This is a genomic window from Escherichia sp. E10V10 (genome assembly GCF_004211985.1).
In the GTDB taxonomy this organism is placed as follows: domain Bacteria; phylum Pseudomonadota; class Gammaproteobacteria; order Enterobacterales; family Enterobacteriaceae; genus Escherichia.
The window spans coordinates 1-23044 of record NZ_RHJO01000044.1; the positions used below are offsets into that span (position 1 = coordinate 1).

25 protein-coding genes are annotated in these 23044 nt (G+C 47.6%); 16 read left to right on the top strand and 9 right to left on the bottom strand.

Annotated elements, in window-relative coordinates; genetic code table 11:
• Positions 1-126: 126 nt before the first annotated feature.
• The 3 genes from D9736_RS22905 to D9736_RS22915 all read left to right on the top strand — a co-directional run bounded on the left by D9736_RS22905 (position 127) and on the right by D9736_RS22915 (position 3338).
• Positions 127-315, top strand: coding sequence for a hypothetical protein (locus D9736_RS22905; RefSeq protein WP_130209595.1), 189 nt, complete (start codon positions 127-129; stop codon positions 313-315).
• Between the two features lie 659 nt (positions 316-974).
• Positions 975-2315, top strand: coding sequence for a hypothetical protein (locus D9736_RS22910; protein WP_130238204.1), 1341 nt, complete (start codon positions 975-977; stop codon positions 2313-2315).
• A 486-nt stretch (positions 2316-2801) separates the two neighbouring features.
• A complete protein-coding gene (locus D9736_RS22915; protein ID WP_165382798.1) occupies positions 2802-3338 on the top strand; it encodes a winged helix-turn-helix domain-containing protein in 537 nt (178 codons plus the stop codon).
• 62 nt (positions 3339-3400) lie between these two features.
• On the opposite strand, the gene D9736_RS22920 is transcribed toward D9736_RS22915, so the two are convergent.
• The 8 genes from D9736_RS22920 to fliE all read right to left on the bottom strand — a co-directional run bounded on the left by D9736_RS22920 (position 3401) and on the right by fliE (position 10602).
• Positions 3401-3817, bottom strand: coding sequence for a flagellar protein FlhE (locus D9736_RS22920; RefSeq protein ID WP_130209601.1), 417 nt, complete (start codon positions 3815-3817; stop codon positions 3401-3403).
• Positions 3817-5913, bottom strand: a complete 2097-nt coding sequence (gene flhA, locus D9736_RS22925; RefSeq protein WP_130209603.1) for a flagellar biosynthesis protein FlhA — start codon at positions 5911-5913, stop codon at positions 3817-3819. Before flhA ends, D9736_RS22920 begins: the two co-directional genes overlap by 1 nt.
• Positions 5906-7054, bottom strand: coding sequence for a flagellar biosynthesis protein FlhB (flhB, locus tag D9736_RS22930; RefSeq protein WP_130209605.1), 1149 nt, complete (start codon positions 7052-7054; stop codon positions 5906-5908). The genes flhA and flhB overlap by 8 nt, the downstream gene beginning before the upstream one ends.
• A gap of 73 nt (positions 7055-7127) precedes the next feature.
• Positions 7128-7769, bottom strand: a complete 642-nt coding sequence (cheZ, locus tag D9736_RS22935) for a protein phosphatase CheZ (protein WP_130209607.1) — start codon at positions 7767-7769, stop codon at positions 7128-7130.
• A 2-nt stretch (positions 7770-7771) separates the two neighbouring features.
• Complete coding sequence (gene cheY, locus D9736_RS22940; protein WP_130209609.1) at positions 7772-8161, bottom strand: chemotaxis response regulator CheY; 390 nt, start codon at positions 8159-8161, stop codon at positions 7772-7774.
• Positions 8162-8199: 38 nt separating this feature from the next.
• The gene (locus tag D9736_RS22945) at positions 8200-9237 is read right to left on the bottom strand and encodes a chemotaxis response regulator protein-glutamate methylesterase (RefSeq protein ID WP_130209611.1); all 1038 of its coding nucleotides are present in this window, start codon (positions 9235-9237) and stop codon (positions 8200-8202) included.
• A gap of 3 nt (positions 9238-9240) precedes the next feature.
• Entirely contained in the window at positions 9241-10080 is an 840-nt protein-coding gene (locus D9736_RS22950; RefSeq protein WP_130209613.1) for a CheR family methyltransferase, read from the bottom strand.
• Positions 10081-10266: 186 nt separating this feature from the next.
• Positions 10267-10602: a flagellar hook-basal body complex protein FliE gene (gene fliE / locus D9736_RS22955; protein ID WP_130209615.1), complete on the bottom strand. Its 336-nt coding sequence runs from the start codon at positions 10600-10602 to the stop codon at positions 10267-10269.
• A gap of 301 nt (positions 10603-10903) precedes the next feature.
• Here fliE and fliF point away from each other — a divergent pair, with 301 nt between their 5' ends.
• From fliF to fliR, 13 genes are all read left to right on the top strand, one after another.
• Positions 10904-12586: a flagellar basal-body MS-ring/collar protein FliF gene (fliF, locus tag D9736_RS22960; protein WP_130209617.1), complete on the top strand. Its 1683-nt coding sequence runs from the start codon at positions 10904-10906 to the stop codon at positions 12584-12586.
• Positions 12583-13569, top strand: coding sequence for a flagellar motor switch protein FliG (fliG, locus tag D9736_RS22965; protein ID WP_130209619.1), 987 nt, complete (start codon positions 12583-12585; stop codon positions 13567-13569). The genes fliF and fliG overlap by 4 nt, the downstream gene beginning before the upstream one ends.
• Positions 13556-14272: a flagellar assembly protein FliH gene (locus D9736_RS22970; RefSeq protein WP_130259246.1), complete on the top strand. Its 717-nt coding sequence runs from the start codon at positions 13556-13558 to the stop codon at positions 14270-14272. The genes fliG and D9736_RS22970 overlap by 14 nt, the downstream gene beginning before the upstream one ends.
• Positions 14269-15657 carry a flagellar protein export ATPase FliI gene (gene fliI / locus D9736_RS22975; RefSeq protein WP_130209623.1) on the top strand — a complete coding sequence of 463 codons (1389 nt, stop codon included), beginning with the start codon at positions 14269-14271 and terminating at the stop codon, positions 15655-15657. Before D9736_RS22970 ends, fliI begins: the two co-directional genes overlap by 4 nt.
• Positions 15658-15659: 2 nt before the next feature.
• Complete coding sequence (fliJ, locus tag D9736_RS22980) at positions 15660-16103, top strand: flagellar export protein FliJ (RefSeq protein WP_130209625.1); 444 nt, start codon at positions 15660-15662, stop codon at positions 16101-16103.
• Between the two features lies 1 nt (position 16104).
• Entirely contained in the window at positions 16105-17334 is a 1230-nt protein-coding gene (locus D9736_RS22985) for a flagellar hook-length control protein FliK (RefSeq protein WP_165382797.1), read from the top strand.
• A gap of 340 nt (positions 17335-17674) precedes the next feature.
• Positions 17675-18211, top strand: coding sequence for a flagellar basal body-associated FliL family protein (locus D9736_RS22990; RefSeq protein ID WP_240779378.1), 537 nt, complete (start codon positions 17675-17677; stop codon positions 18209-18211).
• A gap of 5 nt (positions 18212-18216) precedes the next feature.
• Positions 18217-19233, top strand: a complete 1017-nt coding sequence (gene fliM / locus D9736_RS22995; RefSeq protein ID WP_130238200.1) for a flagellar motor switch protein FliM — start codon at positions 18217-18219, stop codon at positions 19231-19233.
• Positions 19220-19606 (top strand): flagellar motor switch protein FliN, encoded by a 387-nt coding sequence (gene fliN, locus D9736_RS23000; protein WP_130209631.1) that lies wholly within the window; start codon positions 19220-19222, stop codon positions 19604-19606. The genes fliM and fliN overlap by 14 nt, the downstream gene beginning before the upstream one ends.
• On the top strand, positions 19606-20025 hold the full coding sequence (gene fliO / locus D9736_RS23005) for a flagellar biosynthetic protein FliO (RefSeq protein WP_130209633.1): 420 nt from the start codon (positions 19606-19608) through the stop codon (positions 20023-20025). The genes fliN and fliO overlap by 1 nt, the downstream gene beginning before the upstream one ends.
• A gap of 49 nt (positions 20026-20074) precedes the next feature.
• Positions 20075-20788: a flagellar type III secretion system pore protein FliP gene (fliP, locus tag D9736_RS23010; RefSeq protein WP_130209659.1), complete on the top strand. Its 714-nt coding sequence runs from the start codon at positions 20075-20077 to the stop codon at positions 20786-20788.
• Positions 20789-20800: 12 nt separating this feature from the next.
• A complete protein-coding gene (gene fliQ, locus D9736_RS23015) occupies positions 20801-21070 on the top strand; it encodes a flagellar biosynthesis protein FliQ (RefSeq protein ID WP_130209635.1) in 270 nt (89 codons plus the stop codon).
• 2 nt (positions 21071-21072) lie between these two features.
• Entirely contained in the window at positions 21073-21852 is a 780-nt protein-coding gene (gene fliR, locus D9736_RS23020; RefSeq protein WP_130209637.1) for a flagellar biosynthetic protein FliR, read from the top strand.
• A 36-nt stretch (positions 21853-21888) separates the two neighbouring features.
• On the opposite strand, the gene D9736_RS23025 is transcribed toward fliR, so the two are convergent.
• Entirely contained in the window at positions 21889-22554 is a 666-nt protein-coding gene (locus D9736_RS23025) for a hypothetical protein (protein WP_130209639.1), read from the bottom strand.
• Between the last annotated feature and the right edge of the window lie 490 nt (positions 22555-23044).

Sequence of the window (23044 nt, forward strand, 5' to 3'; positions counted from 1 at the left end):
CGATTATGCGGGATACTTACAGATACACGTCTACACGGTTAGGTATGCCTCGACCTTCCGACTTATCCAAATCTTCTTTTTGCCGATAATTTATTAAACAATATAAGTAATCTGTGAGGTGATGCTATGAACGATTATGAAGCACTAGAGAATATGATGAAAGAGATTCAGCAAATCGTCTCGTTTCATGCCGGAGCCGAAACGAGAGTCCAGACCAGAGTGACTATCAGGAGTAACGATGATAAGCACATTTTAATAAACATAGGTGAAATTTCAGACATAGATATTCATTTTAAAAATCCTGTTATGAAATAGAGTTACTCCACCTTTTGTTAGTCAAAATGTCTGAATTTGTCATATCATACGCTTTCTGGCGATGGAACAGACATAATTGCGATAATGCTTCATGTGGTACATTTTTAGCTTTTATGTCTGAAATTGATATCTGCATAGTATTGTATTCAATGGTTATTTCTGGTATTTAAACCAAGAAAGCTGATATATCCATTTTATAAAAACTTGTTTTATCAGTAGAAATTTTATTGCGTTAATAAATGTCCTGGTTGTTAAAATTATTTTCTTTTCACTTTCTGCACTCTCCGGATTCTATTACTCCTGTCATTACTGAAGAGCTGTTCTTATGCCTGGTAATGTGAATACATGAACTGTTGCTGATAATCTCTAAACCGTGATTAGCCTTTCTTTATGTACTCATATCACAGCATTAACTTTATTCTCACTTGTTGTACAATGTAGTAACTTATTTTGTGCCTGATCAGGCCTGGTAAAGTATCAAGAGCCCCGCGGGATAATCTGAAACTGTTATGCTACAAAAGATGTCATATACCTTTTCTACGTTGCAGCAGCGCTATCTAAAGTTCTATTGTAGCTTGGTTCAATCTTTCTCTCAGTCTGAATCCCGGGCAATAACAGAGCCACTAGCTTCTTCTGTAGTGCAATGAAAAGAGTATCGAATGAATATTAATACACGGCAATTATTTGTGTTGTCGACGCTTGCCGGGACAGTTCTGACGACCTCAATACCCGTTTATGCGACAACGGCAAAAGATCAAACACTGGTGATAACTGGGCATAAACCCGTGGCTGCCCCTGAACTTACCCTAGGGGATACATTAACGCTGGAACCTAAATTCAGCGATCCTGATGGTGATACTGAAGATACTTCCCCATCAGGGACGACGTATCAGTGGCAGGTGGAAACGTCCCCAGGGCAGTGGGAGGATATTCCAGGACAGACCACGACCCAATACACACCCTCTTCAACAAATAAAGGTCATGTACTACGCGCGCAAGTCACAGCGCGAACAGACAGTAATAATACCATTCCCTTTGAGGGGGATGCGATTGCCTCAGGTTCTGTTGATACCTACAGCGTAATCAGCAGTACAAAGTCATCATTGCCAGATTGTGTTGGGCTGGCCGATACCGATATTAAATGCAGCGTGACGTTGATCAATAGCCTCGGCGAACCTGTCAGTAATGCGATTGTTGATATTAAGCCGGGATATTCTGCAAAAACAACCTCAGGGACCACGGATAGTAGCGGTCAAACGACCGTTATTGTGCACCCGGATAAAGTCGTTGATGCTGCGGAGGATAAAGAGGCTGAATCTGTGATAACCGTTAATAATGTTGAGGTCTTACCCAGGATAAAAGTCAAGGTTACACCGATAGTCGAGCTGTACGATAAAATAAGCAATAAAGCCAGAGACTGGTCTGGGCTTATTGCACATGGTGCTTATTTACCGATTAACAGTACCGTGGGTTTCGCAAGCGCAAATGGGAAAAAACTGGATAGTCATCGTTGGAAAGTTGAAGGTGTGACCCCTGCCGGCGAACAAAAAATCGTATTAGATGCAACAAATACGGAAATTCAGATTACTGATAAACCAGGTGTCGGTATGGAAGGCTCAATGAAATTTACTGATACTATGACGGGCATTGTACAAATGTCTCAATCATTTCGTTTTATGAGCTATGTTAAATTTTCTAATGTAATCGTATCACCATATGCTGGTATTGAAAATGTTTGTATAAATTCGGCGGAAGCAAAAGCGTTAGGTTCTAACGACGGGCTGGCAAGAAATGATCTGTTTAATTGGGATTATGATGGACTGCATGAAGGGGCGCTTTGGGCAGGGATTTCCTATTTGCCAAATACGCTCGACGGTGCTTATCGATATGGTGGTACTGGGCGTTATAGCTGGGTTCATATAATACAAGGGGTATACGCAGACTCCCCATTGAAACAAACAAGTAGTGTGCCTTCGCCAACTGATGTTTTATGCCGTTAATATTTATTATTCTATTTTTTAGTGACCGCACATGCGGTCACTTCTTTCAATAAAATCTGTCAGTATGAAATCAACATTCCGGTTAATACTAAACCGAATCGTGTTGCAGACCCTTCTTTTCCCTCTCACGTATTTCAGTCGTTATCATTAATGTCATATGCTGTAGCGAAAGCAGAATGCCGTCTACCGTATCTCTTGAATCCATAATTCACTTCTTAAACTGTAATATGTTGCTACGCGAAAAATAAATAATCATTTTAAAACAACAAGTTGCATATTAAATTCGCGATTTAAAATAATATCACATCAAAATTGGATAATCCTGTCATAAAGTTCAGTGATGCAAGTGAGGTGTAACAGCATTCACTAACCGGCACACGAAGAACTACTGTTCACTATTTTAGCCCGGTTGTGAAAGCGCAGAACAGAGCTAACGGTGGGGATATCTCTCGCCACAGTGATTCACATAAGGGAGCTATGGTGAATATGATTAATACACAGGAACGTTATACTACTTTCCAGTTTGGTGATTTCTCTTTTACAAACGACGGTTTTTTATGTTGCGGAGCGGAAGAAGTTTATCTGCCGCCTAAAGAAGCTGGCGTGCTTAAGGTTTTATTAGCGAATGCAAAACGCGTGGTCAGTAAACATAAAATTATTAATGATGTCTGGTCTTCTGCGGTTAGCGACGAGTCGCTGACGCGAAGCATTTACCGTATTCGTAATGCACTTGGGCAGAATAAAGAAAATATCTTTATTGAAACTGTTTACGGCAAAGGATACAGATTCGTCATAGACGTTAACGCCACAGTATCAGATGCCCATACAAAAAACAGTGGATATCAGACACCCTGTCACGCTGTACAGTTAATGGCAGAAAAACGCACGTTAGCCGGTTATGAATTTGCGGCGTCAGATGCGGTCTATTACGCAGCATCGAAAACAAACCGCAACTGTAGCCAATGTGATTTTCTGAAAGAGTTAATCTCTGCGCTTAATAGTGATTTTCCGCTAAGAGAATAATTCGACTTCTCATACCCATCGACGCACTGGACGGTGGGTACTTGCCATGTTAAAGCCAGTCCTCACGATTGTGAGCCGTAGCCTATTGTTAATTGATTTCTCACCACCGTCATGGAGGGTATTAACTGCCCTTTATAGCGCACGTTATAAATAAAGTGAAAAACGCCGCCTGCCGATAAATGACGAACTGGTGTTAAATGGCCGGCGAGAGCGGGCAGGGGCTGACACCAGGTCGTACTGCATAAATTGATTTCCAGTCCCTGTGGCGGTGGAGTAAGAAGATTTATTTTCCACGTAATATATTTCACGGGCGCGTTACGTGGTACGACGGTGGGGGCGTGAAGAACACGCCCAACCAGTAATTCTTCGCCTGTAGTCAGCGTGCCACCGCTGCTCTGCTGGCTCCAGCTTCCTGCGGAAGCCAGGCATAATGACGAATGGAGCGCCAGCAGCAGAAATGCTGTATTAATGGCTTTCATTATTTTTGTCCGCCGATGCAGGTCGACATATGTAACATTCGGTCATGTGCAATCTCCTGCGTAGACAACACTACCAGCTGTGGGTAAATCCGGCGCAGAAAACGGGAAAGCATGGTTCTGAGCGGTGGCGCGACAAGCAGTACCGGCGGAATATTACGCGAGTTTTGCTCAAGGATAGCCTGTTCTGTCTGGCGGATCAGGCTGTCTGCAATACCCGGTTCAATGATGCTGTTGTTCTGGATTGCCTGCAGGAGAATCTTCTCAAGGTTGCTGTCGAGGCCAATCACGTCGATATCTTTATTATTACGGAACCAATGTTGGGTAATTGCCCGACCGAGGCGGCTACGGATTTGAGCGGTTAAATCATCAGGGTCGGTGATTGTTGGCGCAAATTCAGCCATCGTATCGATAATTGTGCGCATATCACGGATAGAAACTTGTTCCACCAGGAGATTTTGCAGCACTTTATGGAACAGCGTTAAAGAGATCACGCCAGGAATTAAACCATCTACCAGGCGCGGCATATCTTTTTCAAGGCGATCGAGCAGCAGTTGGGCTTCATTGCGGCCAAACAGTTCGCCAGTGTGCTGGGTAATCAGATGATTCAGGTGCGTTGCTACGACGGAGGCCGGGTCTACTACGGTATAGCCCTGTACCTGGGCCTGCTCACGCTGTACTTCATCAATCCACCATGCCGGGAAACCAAATGCCGGGTCTTTACACGGTGTTCCGTCCAGATCACCTTCGGCGCAGCCTGGGTTAATTGCCATCCAGCGTTCAGGGTGAATCGTGCCATGACCAATTTCCACGCCTTTCAGCAGGATACGATAACTGCCTGGTTCAAGGCTCAGATTGTCACAGATGTGTACAGACGGCGGGAGAAAACCCATTTCATGCGCAAAGTTTTTACGCAGGCCACGGATACGCGTCAGTAGCTGACCGTTTTGATCGCTATCAACCAGCGGAATTAAACGGTAGCCCACTTCCAGCCCCAGTACGTCTTCAATCTGTACGTCTGCCCAGGAGGCTTCGGCTGTAGCGTGAGCGGCTTCAGCGTGGATTTCGTCACGCGTTTTATCTTCTTTGCTGGCCGACTGATTATTCTCCTGGCGACCGCGTAACCACCAGGCTAACCCCAGCAGTGCAGCGGTAAAGAGCAGAAATACCAGATTAGGCATACCAGGGATCAACCCAAGCAGACCGATTACGCCAGCCGCCAGCAGCATTACCTGAGGATTGTGGAACAACTGACCCACCATTTGCTCCCCGACATCCTGTTCGGTCGCTACGCGCGTCACAATAACACCGGCAGCGGTGGAGATTATCAGGGCAGGGATCTGGGAAACCAGACCGTCGCCAATGGTTAACAGGGTATACGTTTCACCGGCTTGTCCGATCGCCATGCCGTGTTGCAGAACACCGATAGCGAGGCCGCCGATGATGTTAATGGCCATAATCATCAGGCCCGCGATGGCATCGCCGCGCACGAATTTACTGGCACCATCCATTGAGCCGTAAAAGTCGGATTCCTGGGTCACTTCGTTACGACGGCGCTTGGCTTCGGCTTCACCGATCAGACCGGCGTTAAGGTCGGCGTCAATGGCCATCTGCTTACCTGGCATCCCGTCGAGAACGAAGCGAGCGCCCACTTCGGCAATACGTCCGGCACCTTTGGTGATAACCATAAAGTTAATGATGATCAGAATCGCGAACACCACGATGCCGATAGCAAAGTTACCGCCTACCAGAAAATGACCAAACGCCTCCACGACGCGACCCGCCGCTGCAGCGCCGGTGTGGCCTTCCATCAGGATGATACGCGTCGAAGCAATGTTCAGCGCCAGTCGAAGCAGGGTGGCAAACAGGAGGACCGTCGGGAATGCCGAGAACTCCAGCGTGTTTTTGGTGAACATGGATACGAGCAGGATCATCAATGAAAGGACGATATTGAACGTAAACAGGGTGTCCAGAAGAAACGCCGGGAGCGGCAGGACCATCATGGCGAGGATCATCATGATCAGCACCGGGCCGGCCAGTATTCGCCACTGGGTATCTTTCAACTGTGGTAAACGTAATTTAGTGGCGATATCAGACATCGGTATTCATCTCGTGGTTAAAATCCAGTTTTTCCGGTACAGGAAGGTTCCGGGGTGGTACGGGTTTGGTTTCGCCGGTGTGGCGCCAGCGACGCAGGCTGTAGACCCACGCGAGCACTTCTGCCACCGCGCTATAAAGTTCTGTTGGGATCGGTCTGCCAATCTCGCTGTGTCGGTAAAGCGCACGCGCCAGCGGTGGCGCTTCCAGCATCGGGATCTTATGTTCTTTCCCCAGCTCTCTGATGCGCAGCGCGACTTCCCCTGCGCCTTTGGCCAGCACGATTGGTGCGCTCATACTGTTTTCTTTGTAGGACAGGGCGACGGAGTAGTGCGTTGGGTTGTTGACAATCACATCCGCCTCAGGCACATCGGACATCATGCGGCTTCTGGCGATAGCGCGCTGCATCTGCTTGATTCTGTTCTTGATGTGCGGATCGCCTTCCTGCTGCTTAAATTCATCGCGTATTTCCTGGCGGGTCATACGCAGCTTTTTCAGGTTGCTGAAGATCTGGTTAAAAATGTCATAGCCAACCATCGGGATAATGCACAGCAGTACCATCATCAGGCAGTGCAGAATCAGGTCCATCGCGCGGCCAATCGCTTCAGGCAGTGGAGCACTCACTAACTGGATGAAATGCTCTTTATTATTAGTAAGATACAAAGTACAGCCTGTTCCTACTAAAGTAACTTTCAGACATCCTTTTAATAATTCAGCGACCATTTGCCCTGAAACCATCCGTTTCATTCCTGAAAGTGGATTTAAGCGTTTTAAATCTACTTTCAGGCCACCGCCCAGGTGAAGCCCACCAATCAGTAATGGCGAGGCAATCCCCACTACAAACAGCCCAAGCAGAAAGGGCATCAATGCCTGAATCATCATTACCAGCATGTCGTAAAGCTGGTGAATCATGCTTAACGGGTCCTCAATTTGATGTCTGTTGAGGGTTAACCCGGAATGCAATAACTGTAATAACGTGCGGGCAAGGTTTTCTCCGCTACCCGTCATCAGCGACCAGCCTGCTAACAGAATCAGCAGGGAGGTGAGTTCTCTGGAACGAGGAATCTGCCCTTTTTTCCGCGCTTCTTCTTTTCGGTGAGCTGTGGGCTCTTCTGTTTTTTCCTGATCGCTTTCTTCTGACATACACCTGCCTGGGTCTGGTTCCTCTGCTAACCGCGTTAGTTCTGGTTATCAGAGGAAAATGACATTACATAGATTAAAAGCCGAGACTCTGGAGAAGGTCATCAACCTGGCCCTGGGATGTCATTACACCTGCCTGGGTCTGATCGATTTGTGGACCATTAATTAATGAATTAGCGACTTCTTTCGTCGGTACAGTCTCTTCAGGAATGTTATCTACGAGTACCCGAATCAACTCTTTTTCGACAACTTCAATAATGGTCATCATGCGCTGGATAACCTGACCGGTCAGATCCTGAAAGTCCTGCGCCATCATGATTTCCATGAGTTGATTATTGGTTTTACCGGCCAGACTGGTCGCCTGTTTCAGATAATGCCGGGTATCTTTTACCAGTTCACGGGCTTCCGGCAGTTCAACAGGCGCATCAAACCAGGCATCCCAGCGTTGTGTTAACTGTTCAGCTCCGCTGGAGATAGCGTCCTGCATCGGTCTTGTTTCTTCCACACTGTTCAGCACACGCTCCGCAGCCTGCGATGTTTTCTTTGCCACATAATTCAGACGTTCGCGGGCATCAGGGATCGCTTCAGCCGCATCCATGATGGTTCGCTCAAGGCCAAGACTGACCAGACTATCCCTTAGCATCCGTGTGATATTACCAATACGGGTAAAGACGTCTGGATCGTGATTCTTTGGTGGCAGTTGCGCAGACGCGGTCATGATTATCCCCCGAGCTTCTCAAAGATTTTGTTCAGCTTTTCTTCAAGAGTGGCTGCGGTAAAAGGCTTAACCACATAACCGCTGGCACCGGCCTGCGCTGCGGCAATAATGTTTTCCTTCTTCGCTTCTGCGGTAACCATCAGCACAGGCAGCGCTTTAAGCGCACTATCCTGGCGAATTTCATTCAACAGCTGCAAACCGTCCATGTTCGGCATGTTCCAGTCACTAATGACAAAATCGAATGGTTCTTTTTTCAGACGCGTCAGCGCGTCATGACCATCCTCCGCTTCGTCAACATTGTTGAAGCCGAGATCTTTAAGGAGATTGCGGACAATGCGACGCATGGTGGCAAAGTCATCAACAACGAGGAAACGTAAATTCTTATCTGTCATGGTATATCCTGAAAAATTTCTAAGTACGAAATAGGCTGTTAAATACGGCGAGACTGCCCGGTTATGTTATTGAGAATTTGTTGGCTCATATCATCGAGGTCGGCGACTTCTGTTACCGCCTCTAAAGCCACTGCTTCACGGGGCATACCGAATACCACACATGAACGTTCGCTCTGGGCGAGGGTTCGGGCGCCTGCGTTACGCATCGCCAGCAGACCTTTCGCACCATCGTTACCCATACCCGTCAGGATCACACCGACGGCATTTCGTCCTGCGACTCGGGCAACGGATTCAAACAGCGTATCTACCGACGGACGATGGCGGTTAACAGGCGGCGTATCGCTAAGTTTGATATGGTAGTTAGCCCCGCTACGTATTAACTCCATATGTCTGCCGCCTGGCGCGATATAAGCATGACCGGGTAGTACGCGGTCATCATGCTCTGCTTCCTTTACGGACAGCAGGCAGGATTTATCCAGACGCTGGGCAAAAGAACGGGTAAACCCTGGTGGCATATGTTGTGCGATGACGATTCCCGGACATGTCGGCGGCATTGGCAAGAGGACATGGCTTAATGCTTCCGTACCACCGGTAGAGGCGCCAATGGCAATAATTTTTTCACTGCCAATAAGCGGGGCGCGAATAACGGGAGGAACTGTTCTTTTCTGGAAACTCCGCACGCTTGCCGCGATACGAATTTTGTCAGCGATCATATCGCTGTATTTTTCCATCCCTTCCTGAAGTCCTTGCTGAGGTTTAGTAATAAAATCTACGGCGCCCAGTTCCAGTGCTGCAATAGTGATATCAGAGCCTTTGCTGGTCAGTGAAGAAAGCATTAATACCGGCATTGGACGCAGACGCATTAAACGTTCAAGAAAATCCAGACCATCCATGCGCGGCATTTCAACGTCCAGCGTCAGTACATCCGGGTTATGTTGTTTAATCAAATCACGGGCCATGATGGGATCATGCGCCGTGGCGACCATTTCCATATCCGGTTGTTGATTAACAATTCGCGTCATGATATTGCGAATTAACGCCGAATCGTCCACGCACAACACTTTTATCTTTTTCATTTGTTACCCCTTTGCCAGGCAGTAAACAGATTGGCCGCGCAGGCGAAAATGACTATTTGCAGTATTAAAATGTTCTGAATGACCCGCAAAAAGTATTCCACCTGGTTTCAGTATTTCTGCAAAACGGCGCATAAGAATATCCTGCGTATTTCTGTCAAAATAAATCATCACATTGCGACAGAAAATAGCATCAAACGGTGCAGGAATATCCCACTGCGGGGCCACGAGATTCAGCTGTTGGTAATGAATCGATGCCAACAGTTCCCTTTTTACCTTTACTTTATCACCGTGATTTCCTGTTCCACGCAGAAACCAGTCTTTTTTCTGTTTTTCATTCAGACTAGCCAAATCGGATAATTGATAAATTCCTTTTTTGGCATGACGCAGAACATCGGTATCAATATCCGTTGCCAGTATGCGAGGCCCCGTAATACTACGACCCAGCGTTTCTTCCAGCGTCATCGCAATTGACAGTGGTTCTTCGCCTGTGGATGCGGCAGCGCACCATACGTTATACATACCGCGCCGACTCCGCGCATGTTCTGCAAGAATAGGGAAATGGTACGCTTCACGAAAAAAAGAGGTCAGGTTAGTGGTCAGCGAGTTGACAAATGTCTGCCATTCCGGCGCATCAGAGCTGCTTTCAAGCAGTGCCATATACTCACTGAAGCTGTTTATCCCTAGCTGAGTGATTCGGCGGGATAAACGATTATAGACCATATCTTTTTTTTGACCATTCAGGACAATACCTGCACGGCGGTAAATTAGCTCGCTGACACGTGCTAAATCTTTATCCGTGAGAGTGTTCAGAGTTTGCGCAGGGAATTCAGAGTGATTAGCCATATTGCGGAATTTTATTTCTCAGTGTTTCCGCATTTAGCGGGGGATAGAGAGTTATTTTCAACACATGATTGGGGTTTCAATACGTATCACCCGATCATAAACACAGCCAGGCGGTGATCAGGTGATACGGGAAAACAGAAAATAACAATCAGGATTAACGGAGTGACTAAAACGAAAAATCGACAATCAGACACCCATATTCATGATGTCCTGATACGCGCTAACCATTTTATTGCGTACCTGAACACCAAGGTTAAGTGCTACAGATGACTTCTGCATCGAAACCATAACATCATTTAAGCCAACTCCCGGCACGCCTGCCAGATAGTCTTCAGAGCCTTGTTTGGCCTGATTCTGGAGCTGGCTGATATTATTGAGGCTGTTAAATAACACATCAGAAAATTGCGTTTTATTTTCTGTGTCATTTGATTCTGTCAGAGCAAGCTGATTCTGCATTGCAGAAACCTGGCCTGCCTGACGCTGGATCTGATTTACTACCCCATTGATTGTATTTAGGGACATATTGTTATTTCACCTTACTGACACTTAACAACAGATAGTTGATACTGATGTCTTATCAGCTCTGTTTAATTTAGGCGTACTTTATCATGGCGGAAGTTCAGCAGCATTGTGGGAAAAGTCAGCATAAACCTGTTCTTATTGCAGATTAGGTTTAGGGCTGTTTCAGGCGATAATTCTTATCTGGCAAATTTTCTGAAATGAAAAATTGTCGCGAATAATACTCATCACCAGTTTGTTCATCTGCATCTGCAATATGACACCTGCGTTGAAGTCGTACCATTTAACTTTACAGGAATATGGCATGAATGCCACAACCCAGGGTAATAAAAAAAATAGTCCCTTTGATTTTAAGGCACTACTGGAACGAATTCGGGCAAATCCCAGAATTATTTTTATGATCACAGCGGCGGCAGCAATTTCAATTGTTGTCGCCTTGCTATTCTGGATGCAAGGGCCAGTTTATCGAGTTCTCTACAGTAATATTAGCGAACAGGACGGTGGAGCGATTGTCACTCAGCTTAGCCAGATGCAGGTTCCTTATCGCTTTGCTGACCATAACGGCGCCATCATGATCCCGGAAGACCAGGTTTATGAGGTCCGTCTTAAACTCGCACAGCAGGGATTGCCGAAAGGTGGCTCTGTAGGGTTTGAACTGCTCGACCAGGAAAAATTTGGTATTAGCCAGTTTAACGAGCAGGTTAACTTCCAGCGTGCGCTTGAAGGTGAACTGGCTCGTACTATTGAGACGTTAGGTCCAGTACAGAGCGCCCGTATTCATCTGGCAATACCGAAACCGTCACTGTTTGTCCGCGAACAAAAAGCGCCTACTGCTTCAGTGACTCTTACTTTACAAAATGGCAGAACACTGGATGAAGGCCAGGTCAACGCCATCAGTTACATGATAGCCAGCGCGGTTTCTGGCCTTGATGCCGCTCATGTCACCATTGTGGATCAGTCTGGCCATTTGCTTTCCGGCAGTGACACTCACAATACCCAGACAACACAGCTTAAATATATCCGCGAAGTTGAAGATGACTATCAAAACCGTATTCAGGCAATTCTGACACCCGTTGTAGGCAGCGCCAACGTTCGTACGCAAGTTACGGCGCAAGTGGATTTCACCCAGAATGAGCAAACTGTTGAGGAATATGCCCCCAACACGTCGCCAGACAAGATGTCTATCCGCAGCCGCCACGTTGTTCATGATGAGCAGGGCGGGAAAAGCAGCGTTGGAGGAGTACCTGGCGCGTTAAGTAATCTACCGCCTACGGCCGCCACCGCACCGATTACCACCTCAACGCCAGCACGCGGCGCCAAAGATAGCGCGACACGCCCGGCGCCTCAGACGGTAAGCCAAAACCTACAACCTTACAGTCAGAACCATGACGACATTACCAATTACGAGCTGGACAGAACGCTAAAACATATCACCCGCAACACGGGTAATGTGGAACGTTTGTCGGTCGCGGTTGTTATCAATTATCTGCCAGGAAAAGCCGGAGAACCGGCGGCTCTGACGCCAGCGCAGATGAAGCAAATCAACGATCTGGTTAAAGAGGCAATGGGCTATACCGCTTCCCGTGGGGATTCGGTAAATGTGGTTAACACACCATTTAGCCAGTCAGACAAAGATGTCGCTCTTCCACTGTGGCAACAGCAGGATGTCATTCAGTTAGTTCTTAGCGTACTGCGTTATCTTTTAGTCGCTCTGGTTGCCTGGATGCTGTGGCGTAAAGCCGTATGGCCATTCTGGGTGAAACATCAGGAAATGCTGCTCCAGCGGCTCGAAATGGAAAAAGAAGCACGTCAGGCCGAAGCAACGGCGCAGCGGCAGAAAAAAGAACACAGCGAACTTGCCAAGGCTCAACAGCGCATGGATACCGAGCTTACTACTCAGCAACTGCGTGAAATGGCCGATGAGGCACCGCAGATTATTGCACTGGTTATTCGCCAGTGGATGAATAAGGAGCAGAAACCATCATGAATGCTGCCATGCGAAGCGCCATTATTATGCTAACGCTCGGCGATGACCGCGCCGCCGACGTCTTCCGCCATCTCAGTCCTCAGGAGGTGGCACAGATAAGCACTGCTATTGTCAGTATTCACTCTTATACCCATGAGCAGATTGCTCAGGTGCTGAGTGAATTCAAACGCGATTCAGAAGAGTATGCGTCCATCAGCATCAATGCGGATGAGTATTTACGCAATGTTCTGGTGAAAGCGCTGGGTGAATCCCAGGCCGAAGCCTTGTTGGATAATCTGCTGGATGCCCATAGTGAAAACAACGGTATCGATACGTTGGGTCTGATGGAACCGTATATGGTGTATGACCTGATTCGGGAAGAGCATCCGCAGATTATTGCGACCATTCTGGTGCATCTGAAACGCGCTCAGGCAGCAAGCGTACTGGCGAAATTCGAAGAACGCGAACGTAACGACATTATGTTGCGTATTGCCACCTTTAACGGCGTCCAGCCGGTGGCACTGCAAGAACTGACGGATGTACTGAACAATCTGCTCCACGGTCAGTCACTGAAGCGCAACAATATGGGTGGTGTTCGTCCGGCGGCTGAAATTCTCAACCTGATGAAAACTCAGCAGGAAGAAGCGGCGCTTACTGCATTCCGTGAATTTGATCCTGAACTGGCGCAAAAAATTATTGACGAGATGTTCCTGTTCGAAAATCTGGTGGATATGGACGACCGCAGCATCCAGCGCCTGCTGCAGGAAGTCGATGGCGAGTCTCTGCTGGTTGCGTTGAAAGGCGCTGATCAGGCGCTGCGTGAGAAGTTCTTCAGCAACATGTCCAAACGTCAGGCTGAAATTATGCGTGATGATCTCAATTCCCGTGGTCCGGTACGTATGACCCAGGTTGAAGCAGAACAGAAATCCATTCTGTTGGTGGTACGTCGTCTGGTGGAAGTCGGAGAGATGGTGATTGGCGGAGGTGAGGATGTCTACGTCTGAGACAACCTGGAAACCCTGGCGGCCTGATGATCTGCTCGGGCAGGGCAGTTCCTCATGGCCAAACCTGGAGTCTGAAAATCATGTAGATGCAGACCCAATGTCTGACCCGGACCGGCAGGCAGAGCTTGCTCGTGTTCGCCAACAGGAAGGGCAAAAAGGGTTTACGCAGGGACTGGTAAAGGGCGAAGAAGAGGGCCGCCGCCGCGGCTACGAAGAAGGATTGCAACAGGGAAAAGCCGAAGGCATTAAGCAAGGATTAGCGGAAATACATGCTCAACAATCGCTGTTAAATTCACAGTTTTCCCGCGTGATGGAAAGTTTCCAGATCTCGGTTGAAAACATGGACAGCGTCATTCCTGCCCGCCTGGTGCAACTGGCGCTGATGGCGGTGCGTACTCTGTTGGGCGGGCAGGGCGTTACGGATAAAATGCATACCAGTCTGATGAATCACATCCGTACCCTACTCAACGAAGATAGTTTACTGAAAGGTAAATTTCGCCTGACCATCAGTGCGGAAGAACCAGAAGAGGTACGCCAGCAGCTTGAGACGTTACTCTCAGCCTATGACTGGGAATTGTGTGCCGATCCTCATCTTCTACCCGGCGGTTGTCGGATCAGTACGGAAGAAGGGGAACTGGATGCCTCGCTGGAAACCCGCTGGCAGTCGTTGTGTCAATTGGCTCGTAACAGGGGCGGTGTATGACTTCGCATCTCAAAAACTGGCTGGGTGCTCTGGAACAGCAAGAAACGCGGATGACGACGTTACCCGCTTTTCGTCAGTACGGCAGGCTGATCCGCGCGACTGGACTGGTGATGGAAGCCACCGGACTAAAATTACCCATCGGAACGCTGTGCATTGTTGAACGTGACGGCCCGGATGGTATTCGTTGTGTAGAAAGTGAGGTTGTTGGTTTCAGTGGACAAACGCTGTATCTGATGCCGCTGGAACATGTGGACGGCATCTTGCCTGGCGCCAGAGTCTGGGCGCCGGATAGCGGTGATAAGTTAACACAAGGCAAGCAGCTTCCTGTTGGGCCTGGATTATTGGGGCGTGTGCTGGATGCCAGTGCGCGACCACTGGATGGCCTTCCTCCTCCCAGTAATAGTGATCGGGCAACATTATTTACCGCTCCGTTTAACCCGTTACAACGCGATCCTATTCGCAATGTGCTTGATGTCGGCGTTCGGGCGATCAATGGGTTACTGACCGTGGGACGAGGCCAGCGTATGGGGCTGTTCGCGGGGTCCGGTGTCGGGAAAAGTGTCCTGTTAGGCATGATGGCGCGCTATACCACCGCTGATGTGGTGGTTGTGGGACTCATCGGCGAACGAGGCCGTGAAGTCAAAGATTTTATTGAAAATATCCTCGGAAAGGATGGCTTACAGCGTTCGGTGGTTATTGCTGCGCCTGCCGATGTATCGCCGGTACTGCGTATGCAGGGGGCGGTATATGCAACCCGTATTGCGGAAGATTTCCGTGACCGTGGATTAAATGTGTTGCTGATCATGGATTCGCTGACGCGTTATGCGATGGCGCAACGTGAGATAGCATTAGCCATTGGCGAACCGCCAGCAACCAAAGGCTATCCGCCTTCTGTTTTCGCCCGTTTACCGGCCCTGGTGGAGAGAGCCGGAAATGGTATCCGTGGCGGTGGATCAATCACTGCATTCTATACCGTATTGACGGAAGGCGACGATCAGCAGGACCCGATTGCGGACTCCGCTCGCGCCATTCTCGACGGACATATTGTTCTGTCACGCCGACTGGCGGAATCAGGCCACTATCCGGCCATTGATATTGAAGCTTCTATCAGCCGTGTGATGACGGAAATTACGCAACCAGCGCAATTTAAAAAGGTACAGCGTTTTAAACAACTTCTGTCCTCGTGGCAGCGGAACCGGGATTTGGTCAGCGTAGGGGCGTATGCCAGAGGCAGCGATCCTTTACTGGATCAGGCGATCACCTTATATCCAGAAATGGAACGCTATCTGCAACAGGGCATCCATGAACGCCAGGAATATGATGTTTCATGTCGCCAGCTCGATGCGTTATTCCCGGATAACAGAGGCCCTGAAGCAGGTGAATAATCATGGCAACGTCAGCACCAATGGATGTTTTGCGGGATCTGGCCGAAAAGAAACTCAATGACACCACGGTGCGACTGGGGCGTGCGCGCCAGTCGCATGAGAATGAAGTCTCACGTTTACAACAATTACAGACATACGAATCTGAATATCGTCGCCAACTGCAAAACACCATTGCCGATAAGGGGATGTCAGTGTCTACGCTCCAGTCATGGCAAAGTTTTATTGGTGCGCTGGAAAAGGTCGTTTTGCAGCAGGTAAACCAGGTGAACAACAGCCAACAGATTGTCGATGCCTCGCTCAGTGACTGGCAAAAAGATCGTCAGCGGTTAAACGCATTTGAAACATTAAAAAGCCGGGCCGAAGCCCAGCGTATATTGAAAGAAAACCGACAGGAACAAAAAATGATGGATGAATTTGCCCGCCGCGCCAGCCAGAGGGGAAAATAAAATGCAGGTAATTTCTTTACCTATGAATATTGGCAATCTGGGGCATGGACACGCTGTAACGCAGAATGACACAGACACGTCATCATTTGCCGCAGAACTCGACAGCAAACTGCTTCCTGGCGCCATCCCGAAGCCTCATCTTCCGTCGGAAGGGACAGTAAATCTGTTACCGAACGAGGAAGAAAAAGGGAAAGGATCGCCTGAAGGGGAGCACTCTGGTGTCATGGATAATCTGTTTTACCTGCTTCCGGCGCAAAGTACACCATTACCAGAAACAGGTATAAACCAGGAAATGACAGCGTCACCGATGTTTGAAGGCAATGGACTGGTTACCGCCCTGAAAAATACGTCGGTGTCGCCTGAAAATGTGGCGTCCCAAACGGAAAAGGGGAGTTCCGATGTTAGTTTGCCTGAAACTGAACTTTTAGCGGAACAGAATGGGGATGAAGTACAAAATAATGCTTTCGATACCAGCCATTCGCAAACGTTGAATAAAGCCGTTGCCTATTCAGAGTTTGCGGGGAAAGTCGGTAAACCGGTTGCTCATCCATCTTCATCGCTGCCATTAAAACCCGATTCCTTGCATCTTGAGTCGGCCACCAATACCGGTCATACACTGCCTCAGTCATCGGAACAATTGGCAACGTCTCTGGATTCGGCGGTGGCGAATCAACCGACGGAACAGATGCCTGTACAACATCAGGAAAGTCATACAGCGGATGCTTTTCATATCCCAACCATTGGGGATATGAGCATTCAAATCCGTGAGCCTGTGGGGGTATCCCCATCTGCGCAGCCCTCTGTATTGACAGCGTCTGTGGGGACTACGGAATGGCAGCAGAATTTGAGTCAGCAGTTGGCTTGCTTTACTCGTGAAGGGATTCATCATGCGGAGCTGAGATTGCACCCGGAAGATCTTGGTAGTCTGCATATTAGTCTGCGGATAAATAATGATCAGGTGCAGCTTCATTTTGCCGCAGCCGACCATCAGGTTCGCGCTGCGCTTGAAACGGCGATGCCTCATTTACGAAACTCCCTTGCAGAATCAGGGATCTCTCTTGGGCAAACCAATGTTGCTGCGGACTCCAGACCTTCGTGGGAGAACGGTTCGCAAAATCAGACAGCAGAACAGGATATGCAATCCGATGATGGTGTGGAAAGCGTACCGGATGAACCAGGCGTAATTCTGCATACGATCAGTCGTTCCGGCGGAATAAATACTTTTGTCTGATAAATTTATTTTGTTATTTATCTGAAAGCCCGGTTCCCGGGCTTTGTTGTTTTATTATGGTGGTATTTTTTCCGGGTTTAAACTTGCTTCTTTGCGGGCTGTTGATATCGATCCTGATCTTTAATTATATTAAAATTCAACTGGTTATAAATCTCACGTAGGTGGTGTTTTTTTATCATTTCTGCAACATTCATTTTCATTAAGGATGCAGGCAAACGTTTACAATGTTGTCTGAAGTCAAATCTATCTATCAATTTAATGCCAGCAGCGACATTTTTTTGCCGGATTATTAATACCAGGTTATGTAATAGAATACAGCACCTGTCCCGGGTGTAACGGGGTGCAAATTACTGAGTATATTTTTGTGATGTCAAAAAAGAATCTGGATACCACTCAGAGTGGCAAAAAAAGCAAAGGTCGCATAGCGCTGACCGTCCTGGCATTTGTTTTTGCCAGCGCATGTTTTGGTTATACCTGGACAGAACTGGAGAGTTTAAAGAACAATGTTAAAAAAGGCACAATAGAGCAGAAAATTGAAGAAATAGAGGAAACGTTTGAAATACCTATTTATACACCTTTGGATACGTTTACTGTCAGTCTGAAGCCTGGTGTCGATGGAACAGAACATGTTCTGTATGTTGGATTGACGCTGCGTCTGAAAGATCCTCGCTCCCAGGAATTGTTAAAACGTTTCCTGCCAGAAATTCGTAGCCGCCTTGTTATGCTATTTTCACAGCAGACGATGGAGGAGTTGAGCACACGCGAAGGTAAACAGCAACTGGTTCATCAAGTTGAAAAAGAACTGGCAATTCCACTATCCGGGAAACAGACGGTTAAAGTTACCGATGTTTTATTTAACATCTTTATTTTACGGTAATCGCTATGTCTGACAATATTATGTCACAGGATGAGGTGGATAGTCTTCTGAATGGCGATGGTAACGGCGCATCTGAAAACACTCTATCTGCCATGGCTCCTGAGGATGGTATCCGTCCTTACGATCCGGTGACGCAACGACGCGTTGTTCATGAACGACTCAGCACGCTGGAATTCATTAATGAACGTTTTGCCCGCCAGTTTCGTGTCGGAGCGTTCAACGTGTTGCACCGCAGTCTGGACGTCACTATCGGTAATATTCGGGTACAGCCTTATCATGAATTTGCGCGTAACTTGCCTGTGATGACCAATCTTAATTTGATTCATCTGTCACCTTTGCGCGGGACGGCACTGTTCGTCTTTTCTCCCAATATGGTGTTTATGTTGGTGGAAAATTTATTTGGCGGTGACGGACGTTTTAAAACAAAAGCGGATGGGCGGGAGTTTACCCCCACTGAACAACGTATTATTCAGCGTATATTGTCAATTGCTCTGGAGTCTTATGACTTTGCCTGGAGTACGGTTTATGGTCTTAAAACAGAATATATTCGCTCAGAAATGCAGGTGAAATTCACCAATATTACGTCGTCACCGAATGATATTGTGATTACTACACCGTTTTATATCGAACTGGGTTCAGAGTGCGTCCAGATGGATATCTGCATCCCTTTCAACGTTATTGAGCCAATACGTTCTTTGCTTACCAGTCCACCACAGGAAAACGCCTGGCAGGAAGATCAAAACTGGCGTAATACGCTGGCTTCACAGGTCAGAAATACGGAACTGGAACTGGTGGTGAATTTATCCGACGTCCAGATGCGACTGTCACAAATTATGAGCCTGAAGCAACACGATGTTTTGCCGTTAGATAAACCTGAAATCGCTGAAGCTTATGTTGATGGCGTACGGGTACTGTCCGGGAAATATGGCAGTGCAAGCAATCAGTACGCCTTGCAGGTAGAAGAACTTTTTAATACAGCATTAGCACCTTTTTCTAAGGAGAGCTCGCATGAGCAAGAATGAACAGGCGGGCACTACCTCTACTCCCGCAGATACGGCCTGGGCAGACGCACTGGAAGAACAGCGCGAATCCGCAGGAACGACGGGCGTGATGGACGGGGCGAAAGCTATTGCCTCTGACCTGAATCTGGTTATGGATATTCCGGTCAGAATGACGGTAGAACTTGGCAGAACCCGTATGACCATCAAGGAACTTCTGGCACTGAGCCAGGGGTCTGTGGTTGCGCTGGAAGGTCTGGCAGGTGAACCTCTGGATATTTTGATTAATGGTTATCTTATTGCACAGGGAGAAGTGGTTGTGGTGTCGGATAAATTCGGTATTCGTATTACCGATATTATTACGCCATCTGAACGTATTTATCGCCTGAGCAGATAATGATCAATAGTACCCATACAGTTTTACCCACCGCTTCAACAACCAGCATGTCGTCGGTATGGATGCATACCGGCGGTATCCTCTGCCTGATAATATTCGGGTTACTTCTTTTACTCTGGTATTTACGTCGTTCTGGCGGTATTTCAGGGAAAAAAAATGGCCGCAATGCGCTGTTAAATATTAAATTCAGCCAGTCTCTGGGGCCGCGTGAACGCCTGGTTCTTGTGGAAGTGGGAAATCAATGGTTACTGCTTGGCGTGACGGCAGAAAAGATCTCCTGTCTGAGCGCCATCGACAAAAAAACGGTCGAAGAAAATTTTGCGGCTGTTGATCAACCGCAGTCCCGTAGCTCGCTGGTTGACTGTTTTCAGACAGTGCTGGCAAACAGTCTGCGGGGGCGTTATGGCAAGTCACAATAAAATAAAACCATCATGGCGGGTAATGTCGATTATCTGTGGCCTGTTGGTCATGGTGTTTGGCATCGGATTGCCTGTACATAGCGCATTCGCTGCCAATAGCGACATTCTGTTAACTCGCCCGGCGGGTGGGGAAGGCTGGTCTTTACCGGTACAGACGCTGGTCCTGCTGACATCGCTGACCTTTCTACCCGCTATTTTGCTGATGATGACCGGTTTTACACGCATCATCATTGTGTTGGGATTGCTGCGTAACGCGTTGGGAACGTCATCAACACCACCAAACCAGGTGCTGTTAGGTCTGGCGCTGTTCCTCACTTTTTATGTCATGTCGCCCGTGTTTAATAAAATCTATGACGACGCATGGATGCCTTTAAGTCAGGATAAAATCACCGCTCAGGTCGCCATCGATAAAGGTATTCAGCCGCTGCGGGAATTTATGTTGCAACAAACGCGTCAGGATGATCTGGCGTTGTATACCCGCATCGCTCATCAGCAAAACTTCGCCGGACCGGAAGATGTACCGTTAAGTCTGCTGGTTCCGGCGTTTGTCACCAGTGAACTGAAAACAGGTTTCCAGATTGGCTTTACCATCTTTATACCGTTTTTGATTATCGACCTTGTGGTCGCCAGTGTTTTGATGGCGCTGGGGATGATGATGGTGCCGCCAGCGACAATCTCATTACCTTTTAAATTGATGCTGTTTGTTCTGGTCGACGGCTGGCAGTTGTTGATTGGTTCACTGGCTCAAAGTTTTTTTAGCTGACGAGGAAAAGAGATGACAGAAGAACAAGTCATGGCGATGGGATTCCAGGCCATTAAAGTCGGTCTGATGATTGCCGCGCCGTTATTGCTGGCGTCTCTGGTTGCCGGGTTGGTTATCAGCATTCTTCAGGCGTCCACGCAAATAAACGAGATGACATTGTCTTTTATTCCCAAGATCCTTCTGATTGTGGTGGTCATTATTGCTCTTGGTCCCTGGATGTTAAGCGTTATGCTTGATTATATGCACGGGTTGTTTAACAGCCTGCCTTATCTGATTCGCTAGTTATGCTCACTCTGTCTCTGGCTGATCTCTACCTGCATATCGGTCAGTATTTCTTCCCGTTTTTGCGTATTCTGGCTCTTTTTACGTCAGCGCCGATCTTTAATGACAAATCGATCAACAAAAAGGTCAAAATTGCACTGTCGGCACTGATAGCCTTTCAGATAGCCCCCATATTGCCTGACAGCAATATTCGTATTGTTTCGTATGAGGGATTTCTGACGGGAGCGGGGCAGCTCATTATTGGCCTTATCACCGGGTTGATCATTCAGTTGATTTTTGTGGCTGTCCGCCACGCTGGCGAACTTATCGGCCTGCAGATGGGACTTTCATTTGCCACCTTCTATGACCGGGCCGGTGGACAGAATATGCCTGTGGTCGCCCGCTTTCTGAATTTACTGGCTACGCTGATCTTTTTAATCGCCAACGGACATCTTTACCTTCTGGAGATTATCGCCCGCAGCTTTGATATTTTGCCCGTTGTGGCTACGTTACCCAATGCGTCTGCTTATCTGGCTTTTGTAAAACTGGCGGGGCTTATTTTCAGTAGCGGTTTGATACTGGCGTTACCTATTGTGGCGTTACTGCTCTGTATTAACCTGACACTTGGTATTATTAACCGTCTGACGCCGCAACTTTCTGTTTTTGTGATCGGTTTCCCTATTTCACTTAGCGTTGGATTGCTGGCGCTATCGCTGATGATGTACTCCTTTGGCCCACTTTTTGAAAACCTGATGGCCACCATTTTTGACAATCTTCTGCAAATTATGGCCGCGATGAGATAGCCCTGCCTCGCAGCCGTTGTGAACCCAAAAAACGCGTCAGTATTTCTGCCTTAAAATTTTGTCGTTTTCCGTGCGGATTTCCCCTCTGATATACAGTTCACAGAATTGCCGGTAGGAACTCAGCCCTAATTTTTTTAGCGCGCCGCGTCTGATCTGATACAGCGTCGGTTCCGGTATTTTCATGCATCGGGACATTTCCGCTATTGACTCTCCGGCAAGGGGAAGCACCAGACAAATCCATTCTTTCAGGGAAAAACCATAACGTTCGTCCCGGTAGCGATTAATCGTATGCATGGGGCGAAATGTTTTACCCCGTAACCAGGTCTGGAAGTTGCGCTGAAAAAGACCGGAGTGCAGGTTATGGGAGTTAAAAAAAGTGACCTTACCTGCAAACTTGCGCGAGATGTAATGTGTCAGATAGGAGTTATAACGACTGACCAGCACGCCAACGCGTTTACGACTGTTAATCTGGATAAGAAAATCAACGGCTTCTTTGAATATTCGTAGCGATTCCGTCCCTGACATATCAAGCACTAACATAATGGTCAGCGTATCATCCAGGCCGATAGTGACCTGCTCAATTCGATGGATAAATGACAGGTTAATGTGGTTGTTGGAGAAAAGATTCTTCATCCCAAATGTGAAATACTCACACAGGGCCATGACAAATACAGGTGGTGTAGAATTAGTACAGCTTTCCATTAGTGCGCGGTCCTCGCGTATTTTCCTGATTACTTAGTTGACGTTGTTCGTCAGCATTTAAAATAAAAGGTTACTTTTTGGGGTATCTGACAAATTTAACATCCTTAGTGGTAAGTATAATACACCACATTAAGTAAATCCTGATTAGGATAATTCGATGCGGAATATAATTATAGTTTAATACTAAGGTCTGGTGATTATTAGTCAGGAGTCAAAGGAGTGCGGCAATGTTTGAGCGTTCGTTTATACTATGATTTATATTTCACCCAACGCGTTCATGCATAATTATTTTCCCCTGATTTATTTGCAGTCAGTGTTCTTATCAGAAAAATCACAATCCTGGTTATTAATCGACTACGCGCTGACGAAGAAAATTGTGGGTGTTTAATTATAAAAAAACCAGCCCAGGAGGAAGAACTGGGCTGGTTGGGGGGGCACGAGGCAGAATCATTCTGCCGTGGGGGTGCACATTAACGCAGAAGCTGCAGAA

Coding starts and splice junctions, on each gene's coding strand:
- D9736_RS22905 (WP_130209595.1), top strand. CDS start 127: ATGAACGATTATGAAGCACTAGAGAATATGATGAAAGAGATTCAGCAA.
- D9736_RS22910 (WP_130238204.1), top strand. CDS start 975: ATGAATATTAATACACGGCAATTATTTGTGTTGTCGACGCTTGCCGGG.
- D9736_RS22915 (WP_165382798.1), top strand. CDS start 2,802: ATGATTAATACACAGGAACGTTATACTACTTTCCAGTTTGGTGATTTC.
- D9736_RS22920 (WP_130209601.1), bottom strand. CDS start 3,817: ATGAAAGCCATTAATACAGCATTTCTGCTGCTGGCGCTCCATTCGTCA.
- flhA (WP_130209603.1), bottom strand. CDS start 5,913: ATGTCTGATATCGCCACTAAATTACGTTTACCACAGTTGAAAGATACC.
- flhB (WP_130209605.1), bottom strand. CDS start 7,054: ATGTCAGAAGAAAGCGATCAGGAAAAAACAGAAGAGCCCACAGCTCAC.
- cheZ (WP_130209607.1), bottom strand. CDS start 7,769: ATGACCGCGTCTGCGCAACTGCCACCAAAGAATCACGATCCAGACGTC.
- cheY (WP_130209609.1), bottom strand. CDS start 8,161: ATGACAGATAAGAATTTACGTTTCCTCGTTGTTGATGACTTTGCCACC.
- D9736_RS22945 (WP_130209611.1), bottom strand. CDS start 9,237: ATGAAAAAGATAAAAGTGTTGTGCGTGGACGATTCGGCGTTAATTCGC.
- D9736_RS22950 (WP_130209613.1), bottom strand. CDS start 10,080: ATGGCTAATCACTCTGAATTCCCTGCGCAAACTCTGAACACTCTCACG.
- fliE (WP_130209615.1), bottom strand. CDS start 10,602: ATGTCCCTAAATACAATCAATGGGGTAGTAAATCAGATCCAGCGTCAG.
- fliF (WP_130209617.1), top strand. CDS start 10,904: ATGAATGCCACAACCCAGGGTAATAAAAAAAATAGTCCCTTTGATTTT.
- fliG (WP_130209619.1), top strand. CDS start 12,583: ATGAATGCTGCCATGCGAAGCGCCATTATTATGCTAACGCTCGGCGAT.
- D9736_RS22970 (WP_130259246.1), top strand. CDS start 13,556: ATGTCTACGTCTGAGACAACCTGGAAACCCTGGCGGCCTGATGATCTG.
- fliI (WP_130209623.1), top strand. CDS start 14,269: ATGACTTCGCATCTCAAAAACTGGCTGGGTGCTCTGGAACAGCAAGAA.
- fliJ (WP_130209625.1), top strand. CDS start 15,660: ATGGCAACGTCAGCACCAATGGATGTTTTGCGGGATCTGGCCGAAAAG.
- D9736_RS22985 (WP_165382797.1), top strand. CDS start 16,105: ATGCAGGTAATTTCTTTACCTATGAATATTGGCAATCTGGGGCATGGA.
- fliM (WP_130238200.1), top strand. CDS start 18,217: ATGTCTGACAATATTATGTCACAGGATGAGGTGGATAGTCTTCTGAAT.
- fliN (WP_130209631.1), top strand. CDS start 19,220: ATGAGCAAGAATGAACAGGCGGGCACTACCTCTACTCCCGCAGATACG.
- fliO (WP_130209633.1), top strand. CDS start 19,606: ATGATCAATAGTACCCATACAGTTTTACCCACCGCTTCAACAACCAGC.
- fliP (WP_130209659.1), top strand. CDS start 20,075: ATGGTGTTTGGCATCGGATTGCCTGTACATAGCGCATTCGCTGCCAAT.
- fliQ (WP_130209635.1), top strand. CDS start 20,801: ATGACAGAAGAACAAGTCATGGCGATGGGATTCCAGGCCATTAAAGTC.
- fliR (WP_130209637.1), top strand. CDS start 21,073: ATGCTCACTCTGTCTCTGGCTGATCTCTACCTGCATATCGGTCAGTAT.
- D9736_RS23025 (WP_130209639.1), bottom strand. CDS start 22,554: ATGGAAAGCTGTACTAATTCTACACCACCTGTATTTGTCATGGCCCTG.